We start from the raw sequence: 19813 nt of genomic DNA, 5'->3' as shown, positions 1-19813 counted from the left end.
TAAATTATGTAATAAAGTTATTTTGAAGATTTTTCTCCTTCTATACTTTTTAATATGGCAACCTGGTCCGGTATATCATCCCTTTCTATGCTGATTTTTGTCCATAAGCCAAATAGTTTTTTATTTGCATTATGAAGATAATCATATAAATTATCCTCATTAACATGACTGTTCGGATTTAAACAGATTAATAACTTATTAACCTTATTGAAATGATTTGTTTTACTTAAAAGTTCTACTTCCTCTGTAATTTTGTTTAACAAAATAGTATCATGCATCTAATTACCCTCCTTATTTTCGCCTGTTTTTCCTAATTCCGACCGGCTTGTCATCTCTTAATCACAATTATTCCGATACTAATATTCCAACCACCGGCAGCTGATCTAAGATAGCTGTTAATCCCCTGTGGCATGCCATAAACTGTTGGGATAAATCATTTCCGGAGAATAATCCAAAATGGGTGCCTCCTGCCCAGCCTATTCTCCGGCTTACATCATACACAACACCGTTAACGGCTACATAAGCAGCGCGGCCGTTCTCCCCGTTATAGTATTTTAATTCCTCCAAGGTAAAAGCTTTTTGTTCCACAGGGGGTACCTTAGCCGGCGGGGCTGTCTCCGGTGCCTGTTCCGGTACGTCTAGTGGAGGTGGTGCAACTAAAGGCGGCAGCTCCGGAACCGATTCAGGTACATTCTCTGGAAATTGCTGCATAACAGGATTCCCTGCTTTAGACACATAACGTTCCATTTGTATAATTAATTCTTCTGTGCGCTCTTTTATCAGGTTCTGGTGATAATTTTTTTCATAGGGAGTTACTCCAAGTGCTTCCATCTGGCTGTAATAACTGATTTCCTTTGCAAATTGATTAATCATATCTTTTAAATCATACTCATCTTTCATCCGATCGAATCTTTTATTTTCTTTCAACCTGCACCCTTCTTTCTTCCAGCAATAAATCCAGATAAGACTGGATTTTTTTGATAATATCTTTTTTCTTCTTTTGTAATTCCTGTGTTAAACCAAAGCCAAAGGTTATTTCTTTTACTTCAATAGCCAGAATATCACCTTCCAGATTAGGATAATATAGTTTTAAGATATCCAGCAAATTATAACTGTGCTGGGTATAACCATCGTAATCACAGGTATATTGATTAAGAGGTATTACGGATATTTCACCCGGACTTTTTCCATAACTTGCAGCATCGAGTATGATTACCGTATCAAAATCATTTACTTTGGTAATACAATATCCAAAATCTGTCTCACCGAATATAACTTCTACACCTTTTGCTTTCAGTTCTTCCTCCATTGCTTTTGCAGCAAATATACCAATCCCGTCATCTTTCATCAGTACATTTCCCATTGCGATCAATTTTAGCATCCTACTTCTCCTTCAAACAATTACCTCAATAATCTTTCCGCCTGTATCGCCAATCAGATGAGTAGCACAGGAAACACAGGGATCATAGGAACGAACAATTCGTCCGATTTCTACAGGTTCCTTTATGTTATTAATTTCTGTACCGATTAAAGCATTTTCAACTACTCCAAGTACTCCAAAAGCATCCCTTGGTGATAGATTCCAGACCGATGGTGTAATAATATTGTAGTGTTCAATCACCTGATTTTTAATCTGTAACCAATGCCCCAAAGCACCTCTGGTTGTATCCGTAAGTCCGATACCATAGGCTTCGTCAGGCATTACATAGGGCTGTTGGTTATTGGGAAGCAGTTCAATTCTATCAGCTATTTTTTTCATTATTTTGAGTAATATATCTGTTTCAATAACTCTTGCTATGTAACGATCCATACAGGAGTGGCCTGTCGTATAATCTCCTGATATAATAAGTCGTGCCAACGGCCCTACCTCCATAGGATTACTATTGTAACGGGGTGCTTTTATAAAGGAATAGGCATCTTCTTTTGTAAGATCGACGGAATCGTAGTCCTGATTCCTCTGATACCATGCATATTTAATTTGCTCTGTTATATTCTGCTGATCAAAAGGATATAACACTCCCTCTATCATTACTCCCGCATTTACAAATGTAATTTCCTGATCTTCATATTTGTTGTAAATACCGTAACTCATAAAATTAGGATAGGAGATACCTTTATGAAAATAATCCGAGTAATAATCTGCGATGATACCCATATCCTCCAGCATTACATTTGATACAAAAGATAATATCCTGTCAATGATTGTTTTAATCTTAGATAAATTATAGCTGTCTATAATTGTGGTAACCCCTCCGAGAAATATGCCATGATTATGTGGTGCTTTGCCTCCCAATACCGCTAAAGCTTCATGGGCCAGTCTGCTGAGTTCTATACTCTGGGCATAATGCATTTCGATCTGGCTGTTTATTTCCTCCGGTAATCTGAAATCACTATAACCCTGATCATCCACCAGCTTAAGACTTTTAATACGGGCAAAACTGGGAATGGCCAGCTGATAAAAGTGCCTGATGTGGTTCTGTACAAATTCCATTCCATGTATAATATCTCTGAGATAACTATCATTTAAGCTGATGTTCAGCTTCATGGCATTCTCCAGTGCCAGCGCAGATGCAGTGGCATGGGCAGAAGAACAGATTCCGCAGATCCTTTGGGTAAAATAGATTGCATCCATAGGGGATCTTCCTTTCAGCATCTGCTCAAACCCCCGGTACAACAGACCAACCGAATTGACGTTTACAATTACATTATTCTCCACTTCAGCCTGAATCTCCATAAATCCGCTTATTCTGGTAATCGGATCTATTGTAATAATTTCTCCCATAGATACCTCCTTTCCATTTTCTTGCTTATAATTAGCTAATCACTATCATATCTTTGATATCTATTTGGTGAGACTCACATGATTAAATAATTAATATCTTACAAATGGCTCCATACCATCCGGAAAATAACGCTGCGTACATCCGATGCAGCAGGAATTATCTCCAACCGGCCAGTTAACATAACCATTCCATTTACGCCTGGGACAATCAGCTCTTGTTACCGGGCCTCTGCATCCAATCTCAAACATACACCCCTCCTCGCCGAAATTTCTGGCATAAATTCCATTATCAAAGAATCCACGTCTTGTACAATTATCATGTACAGTGCTGCCATAAAACAAAACAGGCCTGCTATCTTCATCCAGCAGCGGTACACCATACCCTATTAAATGAGCCAATGTTCCCAATACCCAATCAGGATGGCTGGAGCAGCCGGGCAGCCGTATTACAGGCCGGTTTAAGAAATCAGGAACACTTAACGAACCGGATGGATTGGGCCTGGCTGCAGAAATTCCTCCATAGGAAGCACAAGTACCAACCGATACTATGTATTTGGCTTTCTCCCCAGCCATGTTTACTGCTTCCATTGCCGTTATCCTTCTGCCTTGATAATTGGCAATAATGTTATACATACCGTTACTATTAGTAGAAACAGCCCCATCCACTAATAGTATAAATTCCGTATCCAGGGTTTCTAAGAATCTTTCGAAGGCATATTCACCCTCCGCACCCATTAAGATGTTGCTATATCGCAAATCTATAATTCCAGTTAGAATTTCATATAGGTTGGGTGTATCACTATCCATAAATGATATTATATTTCCGGAGCATCCGGTCACTTCCAGCCATATGGCCTTCATTCTGCTTATACTCTGTGCCTTTACTTGATTTAAAACATGTTCTGCTATTCTCCTGGCAGTTATTAATTTCTCCTCTGTTAACGGACATTCTGCTTGTTCCATAAGCACTACCCTTTCCGGTGATTGGGATACGTCTTTATTCATTTATATTAGTACAGGTTGTATAATATACTGTTTTCTTTTATTTCTTCAAAATACAAACAATGATATCCTGCCCGGTAGAGCTTTTTAATTACTAGGGAAGTTCAGAGAACTTTCCTAGTAATTAAAAAAACAGACCGGAAGAAATTTCCGGCCTGCTGATAATATTATAATATTTTATTTGTACATTAGATAGTCGTCTTAACTCATTATATTATCCCTCTGTGATTAAAGAAAGAATTGCTTTCTTGGGTTTTACTCCTACCGAACTTTCTACTACTTTGCCATCTTTCACTACTACTAATGTAGGTATACTCATAATACGGAATGCTTCTGCTAACTCTCCTTCTTCGTCAATATTAATCTTACCTACCTTTACAGCCTCTTTCGTTTCTTCTGCAACTTCGTCAATAATAGGAGCTACCATCTTACACGGACCGCACCAGGAAGCCCAAAAATCTAATAATACAGGTTTATCTGAATGTAACACTTCTTTTTCAAAATTATGTTTTGTTATTTTTAATACACCCATAATCTTATCTCCTCTTTCTTTTTATTGATTCTATAATTTTATTATAATCATTTAAAAATTATTATCTGTGATGGAGTCACAATATTCTGCTTCTTTTTAAACTTTTTTAACAGTAAAAAAATTATAATATTATGTTGTAAATTGTCACAATAGTATATTTAATGTCATAATATATTGTAGAGTTAACGATACCTTGAAAACAAGGTTAAGGAAACCTTTAAAATCTTTAAGGAGGATTTAATATGTATAATGGATTTGGTGGAAATGAATTTTTTATTAATCATATTCGTAAGTTTATAGGCCAGACTGTAACAATTTTTACTACCAGTGGTGGATTATCCGGAAGCGGATTTACCGGAGTTGTTTTAGCAGTTAATTGCGATTTCGTTCGCTTAGTAATACAACAGGGTTCAGCTCCTACTAACCCGTTAAACACAAACTATAATAAAGGATGCTATGACGACAGAAGATATGATAAAGACTGCTGCTATCGTGTAGGTGCCGTAGTAGATATTCCGATTGATCGGATTGCATCCTTTGTTCATAACGCTATTTAAATAAGGAGGATTTAACGATGTCATTCAATAATGGTTTTAATGGTATTAATAATAACGAAAGTTTCATCAGGCATATCTCACGTTTTATTGGAGAAACTGTAACAATATTTACCGCAAGCGGCGGAGAATCCGGTTCCGGTTTCACCGGTGTTATCTTAGCTGTTAACTGTGATTTCGTTCGTCTGGTAACCGACCAGGGATCCGCTCCTGCCACTCCGATCGACCCGCCATATGATGAATGCGAAACTGGCTATGACGGCCAGAATTATGGTCAGAACTATGATCGTCGCCGCCACTGCTATAATGTTGGTTCTGTAACGGATATTCCTATTGAAAAAATTGTCGCTTTTGTTCATAATGCCGTATAAGGTAACTGATTATATCATGTAAAAACTTACTTTCGCTGCTAAATAAAATCTCCTATATTCAAAGGGACCGTTGTTATATACTTTTACAACGGTCCCTTTGACTTACATGCAGTTATTGTGTCGGTTCAATTTTTTCTATATATGACAAGTTATTAAAAGTAATAAGATCAAGATATACCTCTCTGTGATATCCTTTTCCAAAGAGATATTTATCGAATGGTGTTCCGAAGCGATGATAAGCAAATATATATTTATCCTGTATTTAGAATGATAACCTGTCCCTAATATGAATTTCTCAGGCCTTTTTTCCAAAATAGTATAATGAAATAATATTTACCTCCTTTTTTATACTTTTCGAATTATCCAATTTTAAAATACAGTTAACTTTTTTATACATAATTGATTTCCTTTACATATAACAGATATAAACGTATTCTATTATTCAGAAAACCGTGATTATTCTTTTACAGAGCCTAATGTGATTCCTTTTACAAAATACTTCTGCATAAATGGGTATACAACTAAGATTGGTATAGTTGATATTACTATCTTTGCAGCATTAAATGTTCTCTGTGACATCTGTGCTATCAACTGGTCAGAAGAAAGTGTCGTGGAATCAACTACTTTAACGACAAGCTGCTGGATATAAGTCTGTAATGGTATCTTTTCCGGTGAATTAATTAATAACATACCATCAAAAAAATTATTCCAGTGCCCAACAATACTAAAGAGGGTAACGGTAGCAATAGCAGGTTTGGCTAGTGGGATACATATATTTGTAAGCATCTGCAGCGAACTGACCCCATCGATTTTAGCTGATTCTTTGATTGCTTTTGGCTGGTTTCTGAAAAAATTCATTAATAAAATTACGTTATATATTGGTACTGCCGAAGGGATTACCAATGCCCAAATACTATCCAAAAGCCCAGTGCCTTTTATTACAAAATACCAGGGAACAATACCTGCGCTGAACAACATGGTAAACAGGACAAACCACATGTAACGGTTTCTGCTTGGAAATTCATCTGTTTCCAGCGATAACGGGTAAGCCATAAGCAATGTAATAACCAGATTTATACTTCCTCCCAGAATGACACGTTTAAATGAAACAAAAAAAGAAGTAAAAAATTTGGTATCATCAAGAAGATAATTATATGCCGCTAAAGTAAAATCCACCGGAATAAAAGTTACTTTACCGGCAATAGCGGCATTTTTATCACTTAAGGATAATGCCAGAACATTCAGCAGAGGAAGTAAACAAATAAGAGTTAAAAATACAAGAAGTACGATTACTACCGTGTCAAAAACACGATTATACAGGGATTTATATTTAACCATTTCTTCCTCCTTTTAAAATATCCGGTAATTAGCAAACTTGTCTGCAAGCTTATAGGATGTAATAATTAAAATAAAACTGATTACCGATTTCAGTAAACCCACAGCCGTCGCAAACGAATACTGTGCATTCTGGAAACTCATCCTGTATACATAGGTATCAATAACATCTCCGGACCTGTAAACGACCGGATTATACATATTAAATACCTGATCAAAACCGGCATTTAAAATATTAGCAATATTAAGTGTAACGACTAAAACAATGGTCACCCTTATGGAGGGAAAGGTAACATGCCAGATTTTCTTCAGCCTGCTGGCACCATCCATTTCAGCTGCCTCATAAAGCTCCGGGTTAATTCCTGCCAGTGCTGCTATAAAGATAATTGCACTGTATCCGAATTCCTTCCACACATCCGTACCGACCATAATAGATTGAAATAAGTGGTTGCTACCTAAAAAAACTATCGGCTTTTCAATAACATTCAAATTAATCAATATAGTATTAATCAGACCTGTTCCATCTAATAGATCTTTAAATATAGTGGCTAATATGACCCATGATAAAAAATGGGGAAGAAAACATATCGTTTGAACGGTTTTCTTAAATGCCGTACTATATGCTTCACTTAGTAGTACGGCAAAAAATACGGATAGAATAATATTAAATACAATTTTTCCGACAGCTATTACAAGAGTGTTCCTGAAAATCAGAAATGTATCGGGAAGCTGGAACATATATTTAAAATTGTCAAGCCCAACCCATTCCGATTTAAAAAAACCTAAAATGGGCTGAAAATCCTGAAAGGCTATTATATTTCCCAATAATGGTATAACTGAATAAATAATTAACAGGATAATACCGGGTAAAAGCATCAGATGATATGGAATTGTCCTTGTTATTCTGCTGCTGAATTTTATAATTTTATATTTTCTCATCTTAACACCCATTGCATAACACATCTGTGGTAGAAGTGTTACTGCCACGATTAAAAGGTTGAAAGAAACAAAATGTGGCATCGCTTTCCTATATTATATTTTCTTTCAACCTAACACCCATGCATACCGCAGTCAGGCTTGCGATACTGCCCAGATAAGAAGTGTGAAATGTCTGCGCTGCGCGCCCACCTAAGTCAGGATTGAAACTGGCCTTTCCATATCGCTTAAAACCCATGGTTTTAACTTTCCTGACACCACACTTTTGTGATATGGAAAGACATGTTCTTTATTGTTGCTTTAATAGTCCTTCCAACTCAGTAGTTATCTCATCACCGCCGAGGGATTTCCACTGGCTTACGAAATTATCAAATTCACTGACATCAGCATCCCCTACTAATATTTGTAAAAATTTTTCATCTTCTATTTTTTCCAGGGTTGCCCATTTCTTATCCATAGTATCTGTATGGGCATAAGTAGCGCCATAAACCTTATTAATTATTTTAACATTACTGGATATTGCATATGCACCCTTGGTAAAGGAACAACCGGAGCCGCCATTCCCAGCAATTGCCTTTGACATTCCCTCAGTATCCACCAGCTTATAATCCTGATACCATATCTTTTCTTCTCCTACCAAATCAGATTCCTGTTTTACTCCATTTACCACATCCATAACGGCCTGGGCTTTTGCCTCCTTATCGTCAAATCTTGAGAGTAATACGCTAAGCGGCATCATTGTCCAGCTGTAACCGGCTTCCGGTCTTGGCTTTAGGCTGACACCCTGATCCTGGTCTATGTCAAATTGATAATTCATGGTTTTTATTACGGCTTCCTTAACCGATTCCGATGCATCCTTATTTACAACTAAATAGCTCGTGGTAGGTGACATCATATGTGTATTATATTTGCCATCCTCCGTTAATGGCGCCGTATAACAGTTCCAATAAACAGAATCATCATTCGCTGACATATCTTTTAAAGGTGAAGCCATATTCCACCATGCTCCGAAAAACACACCGGCCTGACCGCTTGTTACCAGCTCCTGGCACTGATCGGAATCCCTTACTATAAATGACGGATCAATGATACCCTCTGTAACTAATTTTCTTATATTGGTTAATGCTTCTTTTGTCTCAGGCGTAATGGAACCATAAGTTAACTTACCGCTGTCATCTGTTATCCAGAATTTAGGATAAGAATTATAAAGTGCAAATAAAGCATCAATTCCGTAGGTATTACCCCCTGTAGCCACAATTTTCTGAGCTACCACCAATCCATTATTTACCTTGCCTCCAGGGTTTTTCTCCATGAAAGTACGGATAATGTTTACAACATCGTCCATGGATTTTGGCTCTTTTAAGCCTAATTGGTCCATCCAGTCACCTCTAATATATAAAAGGGGAATACCGTCGGCTCCGGGAGATACATTGGGCATCGCTAAGATTTTACCATCAAATGTAACACTTCCAAAACTGATTCCGTTTGTTGATTCATAGGCACTTTTCAGATTATCGGAGGCAAACTTATTATAAGCATCTGTCATATCTGCCACCGCATCGGCTTTCACCAGCTGCCGCAGCTGGGATTCCGATACGGTCATAACATCAGGAAGTTCACCGGATGTTATTGCCATTGCAACTTTAGTATCATACGTCTGATTTGAAACTGAAAAATCATATATATAATCAACATTTAATTTTTCTTCCAGGTATTTCGTTATATAATTATTTTCTGAATTTTCTCCCTCCTCATATTTTACATTTGCATCTTCGCTTCTCCCAATATGTAATTCAGTCTTCTCAGCTAATGCTCCGTATGGATCCAGGTTTTGTGTCATAACCGGTATGGACTCCGTTTCACCGGATTGTTTTTCAGGCTCCTTTGTGGAAGTACTTTTGCAACCAACCAACAAACCTGTTACCAGCAGAAATGACAGTAGCAGGGCAAATAGTCTTCTAATTTTTTTCATAATATCATCCTTCCATAATTTCTCTTATTATATAAAACCAACTTCGCCGGCTATTGGATTTTATATAATAATTTTAGCAAGATATGGATTCACCGTAAATATCAAAGAATTGACATTCGTATGAATTTATTGTATATTATCACTAATAATTGTGTATATAACGATTCTCATGTGTTTTTTTTTATAATTATTTATTTAAACTATAAGGTGTGATTGTGATTTGTGTCTAATTTTAATAACAGATGATGAAAATATTGAACTGGATTGTATAATTTATTTAATTAAAAAATATAATTTTGATTTAGAAATAATAACTGCCAGTGACGGCCGGGAAGCGTTAAATTATATTGAAAATAAAAAAATTGACATTTTACTGACGGATATTAAGATGCCTTTTTTGGATGGTTTGGAATTATCAAAAAAAGCTGTTTTACTTCAGCCTGATCTTAAAATTATAATTTTCAGTGGCTTTAATGAATTTGAGTATGCAAAAGAAGCAATTCTTATCGGTGTAAAGGATTATTTATTGAAACCTGTTAATCCTGCTGAATTCCAGGAAATAATGCAAAAAGTTATAAATGAAGTTGGCCTTTTAAAAAGAAAGGAAGAAAGGAAACAGCTTAGTAACCAGTTCATAAAGGAACATCTTTTATTAAATTTGATTAACGGAGTCCCTGTGAATATTATAAAAAAACAGGCCAAAGGTTTTACCTCTCTGGAATTTATTCAAAATTACAGTAACATGCTCCTGCTGGAATTTAATAAGAATTTCTTCTTTGAAACTGATACTACCTATTTAAAAGAATTGAGCAGGGTATTACCTTATTCCTATGACTATGTTAATCTAAATCCCATGCAGAGTATTTTCCTTGTTTATAAAAAAGAGCCGGGTCCATTAAACGATTCCGAAGTTATTAAAACTGCCGGGGAAATCTATGAGTATTTTTCACTTACATATAATGTGACATGCCACATTGCCGTTTCTAAAAAAATTGAAAATAATGATTTAGCTTCGGAATATAATAATTTGGAGCATTTAATGGAAAATAAGTTTTTTTTACCAGACTGTCATGTTTTTTATGAGAATTTTAACGAGGATTATAACGAAAAAATACAATTAGATTCAAACCTCTTTGAAATAATCACGAATGATATTATCCTCCGGGACTTTAGCCGACTACGTTTTCACATTAATTTAATCATTCAAAAATTAAAATCTTCCAGAGGCCTGTCTCTTATTTATGCAAAATATATTTTATCTAATATTTTAAAAACATTATATCAGGATATAGATTATTTGGATTTGAACGGTCAGATTGAAAAAATCTATCTTACCAATAATCTGGATGAGGCTGATACCATATTAACAGATTTGGTAAACAAATTTGAAAGTTCAGATATCAAAGTATATAAATATGAAAATAAAGTCGCAACCGTCAAACAATATATTTATGACCACTATGACCAGGATTTGAGCCTCAATGAATTAGCTTCCCTGGTTTATATCAATCCGGATTATTTGTGCCGGATTTTCAAAAAAGAGACCGGTTATGGCTTGATAAAATTTATTAAAAACTACAGAATGTCGGAAGCCAAAAGATTACTGGAAAAAACCCACATGAAAATAAATGACATCAGCAAAAAAGTTGGTTATCGGAACGTTTCTTATTTTTGTCAGAGTTTTCGCGAATTTTATAGTATAAGCCCGGAAAAATACAGGCAAAAAGATGGTGATATCAATGAGAATTTTTAAAAATATCTATAATCTGAATTTAAGACAGAAAATTATATTTTCCTATTACCTTCTAAGTATCATTCCTCTTATTGCTTTAAATTTATTCAGCTATCATAAGGTAAAGGATATCCTTATCAATAATGAAAAAACAAACCTGATAAAATCTCTGAATCAGTCAATAGTACAAATTAATGGCAATGTACAGGTATATAATAATCTGTCCGATTATTTTTTTACAAATGAACACATCATAACAACCTTGAATCAGGATTATACCGATGAATATTATAAAATGTATCTTACCTATACAAATGATCTGGAACCGGTCATTAATTCATATTTATCCTTACATAGCGATATATCTCAAATACAGATCTATACTGATTCAGGTCTATTAAAATATAAAAAATTCATTGGTCCTCTTACCGATATTGTGGGAAATAAATGGTATAACCGCGTCATCAGTAATTACAACTCCAATTGGTTTTCAGATGGTATGGATACCCTTTTTTTAGCCCGGAATTTATTGTTTAAAGGGGAAAGCCCCAAAACCAATATACTCTATATAAAATTAAACTATAATAAATTTTTTGAACCGCTGCAGAATATCGCGAATAAAAATTATGGCGTTGCCGTATTAGATGAAAATAAAAAGTTAGTTTTCTCCTATGATTCATTAAAAAATAAAAATTCTCGTTTTATAATCAAAAATCACGAAATTGAAGATAAAAACACGAAATTAATTGATGAATATTCAGATAATTACGTAATACTGTCGGCTCCTTTGAATAAAGACTGGTCCATCTATCTGTATAAGCCGCTTCCCTTAATTTCAGGTGCAGCGAACCAGATTGCTTTTACCATCATAATCATTATGGTCCTTTGCTTTATACTATTGAATCTGCTTATCTACTTCATTACAAATGCTATTGTTTCTCCGATAGAAGCTTTGACAAAAAATATCCGTAACGTAGAAAACGGTATTTTTACCGTGTCTGTAAAAAGTAATAAAAAAGATGAGATTGGTATATTAATACGCAGCTTTGATAAAATGATTCATCAGATTGAATATTTAATTAAGGAAGTCTATACAAGTAAAATAAAACAAAAAGATTATGAATTAAAGGCTCTGCATGCCCAGATTAACCCTCATTTTCTTTATAATTCCCTTTCTCTGATTAACAGCCGGGCTATTACTAGTGGTAATGAAGATATCAGCCAGATGACATTATTGTTATCCCAGTTTTACCGAACTTCCTTAAATCACGGTAAGGATATAACAACTATCGGTAATGAGGTTATCAATACCAAATCTTATATTTCTATCCAGATGATTATGTGGAATAATAAATTCACCGTAACCTATGATATCGAAGAAACGGTATTAAATTATGAAATGCCTAATTTAATATTACAGCCGATTGTGGAAAATGCAATCAGCCACGGGCTGAAAAATAGTGAGAAAGAAGATAAAGTACTTGAAATAAGTATAATAGGTGCAGACGACAAAATAGTATTCAAAATAAAAGATAATGGTGTAGGAATTCCTCAGGAAGACATTTCAAACATATTAGATAAGCACACAAATGGATATGGATTAAATAACGTAAATGAACGTATCCGTCTAATATATGGGGAATCTTATGGTGTAAATATTTTAAGTGAAGTAGGTGTATATACCTGTGCCGAAATTTGTATACCCAGGCAAGCCTGAACCGGATTATTTATAATAATTATTTTCTGATTCCGGCTCGGAGACTCTAGCGCTGGCACTTATAGAAAATGGGCACTAAAGTGACAATTTCCATAAGTGTGTCATACATATCCTTAAAAACCTATATAGTAAAACCTGCAATTTCTTTATGCAGTCTGACTGAACTTCCACGTGTAATATCCACCTGACTGGTTACTTCACTTGACATTGCCGTTATATTTGCTACCCTCTCAGCGATTTCACCTGTTCCGATCGCTCCCTCCGATGCAGCTTTCGCAACTTCCTGAACGGAAAGAATAACGTTACTGATAGAAGCCAATAATTCCTCCGATGCAGCACTGAAATCAGTAATAAGGTCATCTACATAAACTGCATCTTCTCTATAAGCATTTGCTACCTCTGAAAATTTTTGGAAACTTTCCTCAATATCCTTAGAGACAAAATCCAAAAGGGCGTTTGAGTTCTCTGACAAATTATTCACCGCCAAAGTTACTTCACCGGTAACCCCTTGAATCTGTTCTACCATTTCTTTCGATTGTTCTGCTAAATTACGTATCTCTTCCGCAACTACAGCAAATCCTTTACCGGCTTCTCCTGCTCTGGCCGCTTCGATTGCTGCATTTAATGCAAGCAGGTTAGTCTGGGAAGTAATGCCCATTATAGCTTCGGATAATACATTAATCTGCGTAACTACCTGAGATTGTTTTAGTGCTTCTTCTAGTTTACCCTGTATTTCTTTGCGGACTTTTTTTATTAATTCCTGAGAGTTTCTAACCTCGCATCTTGTGTCCTCCGCGCGTTTGCTGATTTTAACTGCCTGTTCAGCTCCCTCATTCGCTTTTTCGGCTATATTTCTAGTCGCTTCTTCTATTTCCATGGATGAGGAGGTCATTTCCTGAGCTGATGCCGCAGTTTCCTCCATACTGGCTGCTAATTCTTCTGTTGTTGCAGAGACATCCTCGATGTTACTGTTTAATTCTTTCATGTTTTCATTTACGTTCCCGACTACATGAATAATCTGGTCCGCTTCCATTTTTGTACTTCCTATTAACCCGGCAACAGACTCTTTCATTGTCACTAAATCTTCCGCTAAGATACCAAAATCATCTTTCCTGTTTTTAAAAATATCCGGTATCTCTTCCTTAAAATTGCCTTTTGCTAAAATCTCTAGGTACTTTCTAATAGCAGTAAATGATTTATTTAAATTCCTGGACATATAAAGAGCAAAAAGAATGGCTAATATCATGGATATGATAAATATCATTACAAACCGCATAATATTACCATAGATTTTAGCTCGTTCTGCCTTAGCTGTATCATTTACCAGTTTATCTATGTAATCTATATAATTACCGGTTCCGATTACCCATTCAAAAGGTTCATAGGCAATGCTGTAACTTCGTTTCGGTGAAGCTTCTGTTTCTCCCTCTTTTGGAAACCAATATTCTGAAAATCCGCCTCCCTCTTTTCTTCCGTTTGTTATGATATCTTTTATGTATGAATTTCCTTTTTTATCCACTAAATCCATACGGTTCGTACCCTCTGTATCTTTTCCCAACATGACGATATTGTCCCCCTCATAGGTATCTGCCCAAAAATAACCGCCATTTCCGTATTTCAATCCTCTTATTAGATCTGCTGCTGTCGTTTTTGCTTCCTCTAAAGTATAGTCTCCTGCTTCGTACTTAGCATATATACCATTCAATAACGAAATAACATTTTCCACCTGATTTTTGATGTTGTTATCATAATCCTGTCTGATGGTCTCATCCAGTGACTCCATATTGATCTGAATTGATTTTTGCTGGTCAATAATTGCAATAACACCCATTAGAACGGAAACCATTAACAAAAATACAGCTAAAAATAAAACTTTTGTCCTAACCTTTAAATTATTTAATCTCATAAAACAACCTCCCTTATGCAATAATACTACTGAATTTTATTAATAATTCAGTTATATTCATTTTTCTGCATAAGAAAATTCTACAATATTCTACATGAAAATACAATATAATTTTCTAAATTTTTATTCAATTTTTAAACAATTTTTCACTTAATGCCAATTATTATAGTATACTTCAATAATTTTGTATCATTATACAATGTATTCTTCTGAGTATTTGTAATACTTATATAATTTTAAATTTTTGTGTATACTATTATTGTTTCACCTTATATAAACCATCAAAAAACCGGACATTAAACAAAATAAATTCATTTATTGTCCGATTTTTTAATTTTTAAGTATATTGTGTCGCATATTAACTATATGCATATATATTCATTTTTCATTCTTTTATTCCTTGGAAATAACATTATTTCTGTATTCGTTCGCGGAAGTACCCAATATCTTCTTAAATACCCTTGAGAAATGAGCCATATCTACAAATCCCACCATCTCTGCAATATCCCCGATGCGCAGCGAAGGGTCTTTTAATAATTCTTTCGCTTCCTTTATTCTAATATGGTTTAATATCTCTGAAAAATTCTGCCCCATATGACGATTAAGCAATTTACTTAAATGCCATTGACTGATATAAGTTTTCTCAGCCACTTCGGAGAGAGTGAGTTTATGAGCATAATTAAGTTCTATGTATTTAATTGCATTATTTACGATGAAACTGCCAGCAGCATTATTATCTTCTTTCTCTTCTTCCTCCGGTTGTATTTCCACAGGTTCCGCTATAATATGTTTTGCTGTTAGATTTAAGACCATTGCTTCAATAGCTTCATTGATTTCATCCATACTGGAAGGTTTTAAAAGATATCTTGTCACTCCGAGGCGGATAGCCTTCTGTGCAAAATCAAAGTCACGGTAACCGGTTAATATACTGATTTCAGTATTAGGGAATTCTGACTTTAAGCCCGCTACCATACTAAGGCCGTCTAATCCCGGCATAGCCACATCGGAGAATAGAATATTGGGTTTCTGTTCTCTGATTATTTCCGCTCCTTCTATACCGTCGTTTGCGGTGGCAACAATCTGACAACCGAATTTATCCCAGGGTATCATTCGGGATATTCCTTCTACTATAATTGGCTCATCATCAATAATAACAACTTTATACATATTTCCCCTTTTCCGAGACTGCTGTGATCATATGTTATTCCAATGACATTAATCCCTTTGCATTTAGGAATGCATTATTAATATTCAACAACGCCTAATAACATATTCCAAAATTGATATTCTCAACTTGATTCTACCCTTTGATTGCGCCGGCTGTCAATCCTTTGATGATGTTCTTTTGTAAAAATATATAAACAATTAAAACCGGTATCACTATAAGTGTTACAGAAGCCGCCATAAGACCGTAATCCGTCCCGTATTTGGAACTGATTTCATTTAGCAGGGTACTGATGGGATATTTGGCTCTTTTTCTGATCATAATCAACTGGGTAAATAAATCGTTATAGGACCACAAAAAGCAAAATATAGCTACGGTAGCCATAGATGGTCTGGACAAAGGCATGATAATCCTGGTAAATACATTACCAACACCTGCTCCTTCCATATAAGCCGCTTCCTCCATCTCAAGAGGCAGTCCCCTTAAGAATCCCATCATTACTATAGTTGCAAAACTTAAATTACCCGCAACCTGGGGCAGAATAACACTTAAAGGTTTATTTAAGAGTTCCATCCCCGTCATCATTTTAAATACCGGAATGATGGTAGAGAAAGCCGGAAACATAAGGCTTCCCACAATTAAGGAATTAATCAGTGTTTTCCCCTTAAAATGATAACGTGTCATGGCAAAAGCCATCATAGTGGACAAAATCATTACAGCAATGGTAACACTACCGGAAATAATTAAACTGTTTTCATAAGAAACTAAAATATTTTGCTTACTAAAAGCATTGGTGTAGTTATCCAGTGTGAATTCTTTAGGAAGCGAGAAAGTACTATTTACAACCTCTCGAGAGGGTTTAAAGGAGTTATTTAAAACCCATATAAAGGGAAATACAGTTGTAACAGCCCAAAAGATCAAAATAAAATAAATTAGCACACGGGTTATGGAAAACTCTTTCTTTCCTTTTGCTTTAATTTGAGACAATTGTACCCCTCCTTACAGATTTGCATCCGGTTTTAATATTTTTGATGTTATCTGCGCTACAATAAGCCCAAATACTACAATTACCAGTGCTATGGTTGAGCCGTAATCAATATTGCTTATAGTAAAGGTCTGTTCATACATATAGGTACCCAGAAAATGAGTTACACCCTGAGGAGCACCTTTCGGTACAATAACCCATGGTAAATCAAATACTTTTAAGGCACCTGTTACGCCTAAAGTGATACAGGTACAGATTACTCCCCGAAGAAGAGGGATGGTAATGTAAAATACCTGTTTAAATTTAGTGCAGCCGTCAATGGCCGCCGCTTCATACACATCATCGGAAATATCACTGAGTCCGGTCAGCATAATTACAAAATAAAAACCTACATAACTCCATAAAGTAGGTATGGAAACCATAATAAAAGCAATACTTGGAGCCAGCCAGTTAATAGGTTTTAAATCCAGTGCTTTTAATAATTGGTTTAGCATACCGCCGTTGTATGCATAAAATAATTTAAATATAAGTCCGATTGCTGTTGCAGAAATTACAATAGGAAAAAAGTAAACGGTTCTGAAAAATTGTTGTCCGCGTTTTATGTTACTTACAAGAACAGCAAGTATAAATGCGATGCCTACCTGAAATATTATGGTCAGTCCCATCATTTTAAAGGAATTAATAATTGCTATCCTGATCTTCGGATCAGTAAACAGCTTTTTAAAATTATCCAGCCCAAGGAATTTCCATTCCTGGCCCGGCATCCTTACAAACGTGGTCATATCATAAAAGCTGTTAATTATATTTTCTATAAAGGGTTCATACAGAAATATCAACATTAAAATAAATCCAGGTAATAAAAAAACAAGTAGGGGTAATTTCTTCTTATATAGCATTAATAACCTGCCTTTCGTCTGTCTATTGCAAATAATGTTATGTGAATGCAACAGAATGTTTCGCAATTTCTATTTGTAAAAATCTTAAAAGAGGCTGCTACAAAATCCCAAAAGTTACTCGCCTGTCTATTTGCATGCTTTCTTATTCGTTTGCGGTTCCTCTTCGCATACGTATTCCCCATTCGTATACGCATCCGCATATCTATTTGCAAGTTTATACTTCAAAGAATTTGTAACAGCCGTTTCACTTATTTTTTACTTGAATTTACAGACAGAACTTCCTTTAATAGATCGGCCGGATCAACATCTCCTGTGGATACTCCAACAATACCGGATATTAATGTATTATAAGCTTCCTGGGAAATCCTTGAATCAGTGGGTGCACTGATGCTGGTAGCTGCACTGCTGTAATCAAGGCCTGAAATTCCAAGTGGGGTCATATTATCAATCGGTTCAACCGCACAAGCGGCCTGGCCATTACCGCCCCAGTATTTTGTTACGGATTCTTTATTGGTGTGTGCCATAACAAATTTAACCGCAGCATCTTTCTTATCCGGATCTTCCCAGGCTTTTTTCGTAATATAGAAACCGGAGGAAATACCGCCTACCATAGCACCGGACACCGCTTTGCCTCCGGGTATTGTAGGAAATGCTACTACGACGGTATTATCCTGATCCGGTATACCGCCTGCATACCAGGAACCATCTAACTGCATTGCTGCCTGTTTATTTTTAAATAACTCACCTGCTAAGTCATTATCAATGGTATCGGTATCTTCAGGAAAAGCTCCCATATCTCTTAAAGTTTTAAACATGGAAAGACCTTTTACCCAATCTTCAGGAGCTTCCGTAGGAACTGTAGTATAACCTTCCGGACCGGCTGCTGACAGCATTAGGAACTCTACCCAGTAATGAGGTACATTATTTAAGGATACAGCAATCGGTACAATGTCATTTGCTTTAAAAGTTTCGATTGCTTTTGTCATCTTATCCCAATCAGTTGGAAGTTCAAGACTATATTTGTCAAATAAATCTTTATTACAGAATAATCCCTCCCAATAACCTGTAGTTGGTACTGCTCTTTGTACTCCGTCCGGATTAGCTGCGGCTTTAAGAGCCGTATCCAGAGTATCCTTTGCATAATCAGGATATTCTGCTTTAATTTCTTCAATGGTAACAAATTTATCGGCAGCTAATACGTCACTAGCATTGGCATCTGTAAAATATTGAATCACATCCGGTTCATTACCTACAGCAAAATCAGCTGCTATTTTTGTCTTCCAGTCCTGGTCAGATGATTGGGAATCATCTTCTAAGGTTATGTAAGAAAAATCTTTCAGAAACTGATCGTTAATTGCCTGATAATTACCAGCATTGGGATCCGTACCGCCGAACATGGATACTGTTGTTAAAGTTACTGGATTCTGTGCTGCCGGTTCTTGTGTAGCTGCCGGTTCTGAAGTAGTATCTGCTGACGCAGAATCTTCTTTAGCGCTTTGTGTAGTTTCCTGTGCCGTTTCCTGTGCAGTCTCTTTTACTGCCGGTTTTTTACCACATGCAGTCACAAGTGAAGCCATTAATACAACTGCCAAAAGAATGGATAGGTATTTTTTAACATTCTTCATAAATATTCCTCCCGATATGAAATTATAATTTCTACAACGATGAGAGTAACTCTCATTGGTATAACTGTATTATACTAACAATTCCCACAAAATACATTTGTTCATCTTGACATTATTTGTTCATTCTTGCTATATTTAACAGAATTTGCAAAACTGCTTATTTTAGTATAATTTAAGCTTTCAAAACATACATTTTTCCACATTTTCTGCATGTAAACCGGAATAAACGAAACTAAATGATTTTATGATTTGACCGACAAAATCCTTAAATTAAATTTTATGTATATATAAGCTCTTATTCAA

The 19813-nt window shown here is 35.6% G+C and carries 17 protein-coding genes and 1 pseudogene; 4 read left to right on the top strand and 14 right to left on the bottom strand.

Annotated features, from left to right (window positions below):
• Nucleotides 1-17 precede the first annotated feature (17 nt).
• The 6 genes and pseudogenes from RBU59_RS20990 to trxA form a co-directional block, all read right to left on the bottom strand.
• Entirely contained in the window at nucleotides 18-278 is a 261-nt protein-coding gene (locus RBU59_RS20990; protein ID WP_308144425.1) for a hypothetical protein, read from the bottom strand.
• Nucleotides 279-345: 67 nt separating this feature from the next.
• Nucleotides 346-927, bottom strand: coding sequence for a cytochrome b5 domain-containing protein (locus tag RBU59_RS20985; RefSeq protein WP_308144424.1), 582 nt, complete (start codon nucleotides 925-927; stop codon nucleotides 346-348).
• The gene (locus RBU59_RS20980; protein WP_308144423.1) at nucleotides 914-1381 is read right to left on the bottom strand and encodes a hydrogenase maturation protease; all 468 of its coding nucleotides are present in this window, start codon (nucleotides 1379-1381) and stop codon (nucleotides 914-916) included. Before RBU59_RS20980 ends, RBU59_RS20985 begins: the two co-directional genes overlap by 14 nt.
• Before the next feature lie 12 nt (nucleotides 1382-1393).
• Complete coding sequence (locus tag RBU59_RS20975) at nucleotides 1394-2782, bottom strand: nickel-dependent hydrogenase large subunit (protein WP_308144422.1); 1389 nt, start codon at nucleotides 2780-2782, stop codon at nucleotides 1394-1396.
• Between the two features lie 90 nt (nucleotides 2783-2872).
• Nucleotides 2873-3745, bottom strand: a complete 873-nt coding sequence (locus RBU59_RS20970) for a hydrogenase small subunit (protein WP_308144421.1) — start codon at nucleotides 3743-3745, stop codon at nucleotides 2873-2875.
• 253 nt (nucleotides 3746-3998) lie between these two features.
• Nucleotides 3999-4322 (bottom strand): annotated as a pseudogene (gene trxA, locus RBU59_RS20965) (thioredoxin); the annotation flags it as partial.
• 236 nt (nucleotides 4323-4558) lie between these two features.
• Between trxA and RBU59_RS20960 the strand changes: the two are divergent.
• Complete coding sequence (locus RBU59_RS20960) at nucleotides 4559-4873, top strand: hypothetical protein (protein ID WP_308144420.1); 315 nt, start codon at nucleotides 4559-4561, stop codon at nucleotides 4871-4873.
• A gap of 17 nt (nucleotides 4874-4890) precedes the next feature.
• Entirely contained in the window at nucleotides 4891-5241 is a 351-nt protein-coding gene (locus RBU59_RS20955) for a hypothetical protein (protein WP_308144419.1), read from the top strand.
• 456 nt (nucleotides 5242-5697) lie between these two features.
• On the opposite strand, the gene RBU59_RS20950 is transcribed toward RBU59_RS20955, so the two are convergent.
• The 3 genes from RBU59_RS20950 to RBU59_RS20940 form a co-directional block, all read right to left on the bottom strand.
• Nucleotides 5698-6579 (bottom strand): carbohydrate ABC transporter permease, encoded by an 882-nt coding sequence (locus tag RBU59_RS20950; RefSeq protein WP_308144418.1) that lies wholly within the window; start codon nucleotides 6577-6579, stop codon nucleotides 5698-5700.
• Nucleotides 6580-6591: 12 nt separating this feature from the next.
• On the bottom strand, nucleotides 6592-7515 hold the full coding sequence (locus tag RBU59_RS20945) for an ABC transporter permease (protein ID WP_308144417.1): 924 nt from the start codon (nucleotides 7513-7515) through the stop codon (nucleotides 6592-6594).
• A gap of 286 nt (nucleotides 7516-7801) precedes the next feature.
• Nucleotides 7802-9484 (bottom strand): extracellular solute-binding protein, encoded by a 1683-nt coding sequence (locus RBU59_RS20940; RefSeq protein WP_308144416.1) that lies wholly within the window; start codon nucleotides 9482-9484, stop codon nucleotides 7802-7804.
• A 220-nt stretch (nucleotides 9485-9704) separates the two neighbouring features.
• On the opposite strand from RBU59_RS20940, the gene RBU59_RS20935 reads away from it, so the two are divergent.
• Nucleotides 9705-11237, top strand: a complete 1533-nt coding sequence (locus RBU59_RS20935) for a response regulator transcription factor (protein WP_308144415.1) — start codon at nucleotides 9705-9707, stop codon at nucleotides 11235-11237.
• On the top strand, nucleotides 11224-12933 hold the full coding sequence (locus RBU59_RS20930; RefSeq protein ID WP_308144414.1) for a sensor histidine kinase: 1710 nt from the start codon (nucleotides 11224-11226) through the stop codon (nucleotides 12931-12933). The genes RBU59_RS20935 and RBU59_RS20930 overlap by 14 nt, the downstream gene beginning before the upstream one ends.
• 121 nt (nucleotides 12934-13054) lie before the next feature.
• Here the strand turns inward: RBU59_RS20930 and RBU59_RS20925 are convergent, their stop codons facing one another.
• From RBU59_RS20925 to RBU59_RS20905, 5 genes are all read right to left on the bottom strand, one after another.
• Entirely contained in the window at nucleotides 13055-14839 is a 1785-nt protein-coding gene (locus RBU59_RS20925; RefSeq protein WP_308144413.1) for a methyl-accepting chemotaxis protein, read from the bottom strand.
• A 393-nt stretch (nucleotides 14840-15232) separates the two neighbouring features.
• On the bottom strand, nucleotides 15233-16006 hold the full coding sequence (locus RBU59_RS20920; RefSeq protein ID WP_308144412.1) for a response regulator transcription factor: 774 nt from the start codon (nucleotides 16004-16006) through the stop codon (nucleotides 15233-15235).
• Nucleotides 16007-16139: 133 nt separating this feature from the next.
• Nucleotides 16140-16991, bottom strand: a complete 852-nt coding sequence (locus RBU59_RS20915) for a carbohydrate ABC transporter permease (protein ID WP_308144411.1) — start codon at nucleotides 16989-16991, stop codon at nucleotides 16140-16142.
• A 12-nt stretch (nucleotides 16992-17003) separates the two neighbouring features.
• A complete protein-coding gene (locus tag RBU59_RS20910; protein ID WP_308144410.1) occupies nucleotides 17004-17828 on the bottom strand; it encodes a carbohydrate ABC transporter permease in 825 nt (274 codons plus the stop codon).
• Between the two features lie 305 nt (nucleotides 17829-18133).
• The gene (locus tag RBU59_RS20905) at nucleotides 18134-19510 is read right to left on the bottom strand and encodes an ABC transporter substrate-binding protein (RefSeq protein WP_308144409.1); all 1377 of its coding nucleotides are present in this window, start codon (nucleotides 19508-19510) and stop codon (nucleotides 18134-18136) included.
• Between the last annotated feature and the right edge of the window lie 303 nt (nucleotides 19511-19813).

Origin of the sequence: Anaerocolumna sp. MB42-C2 (assembly GCF_030913705.1) — a bacterium.
In the GTDB taxonomy this organism is placed as follows: Bacteria; Bacillota; Clostridia; order Lachnospirales; family Lachnospiraceae; genus Anaerocolumna.
The sequence above is the reverse complement of the archived record's forward strand: the minus strand, read 5'-3'. Positions and strand labels throughout refer to the sequence as shown.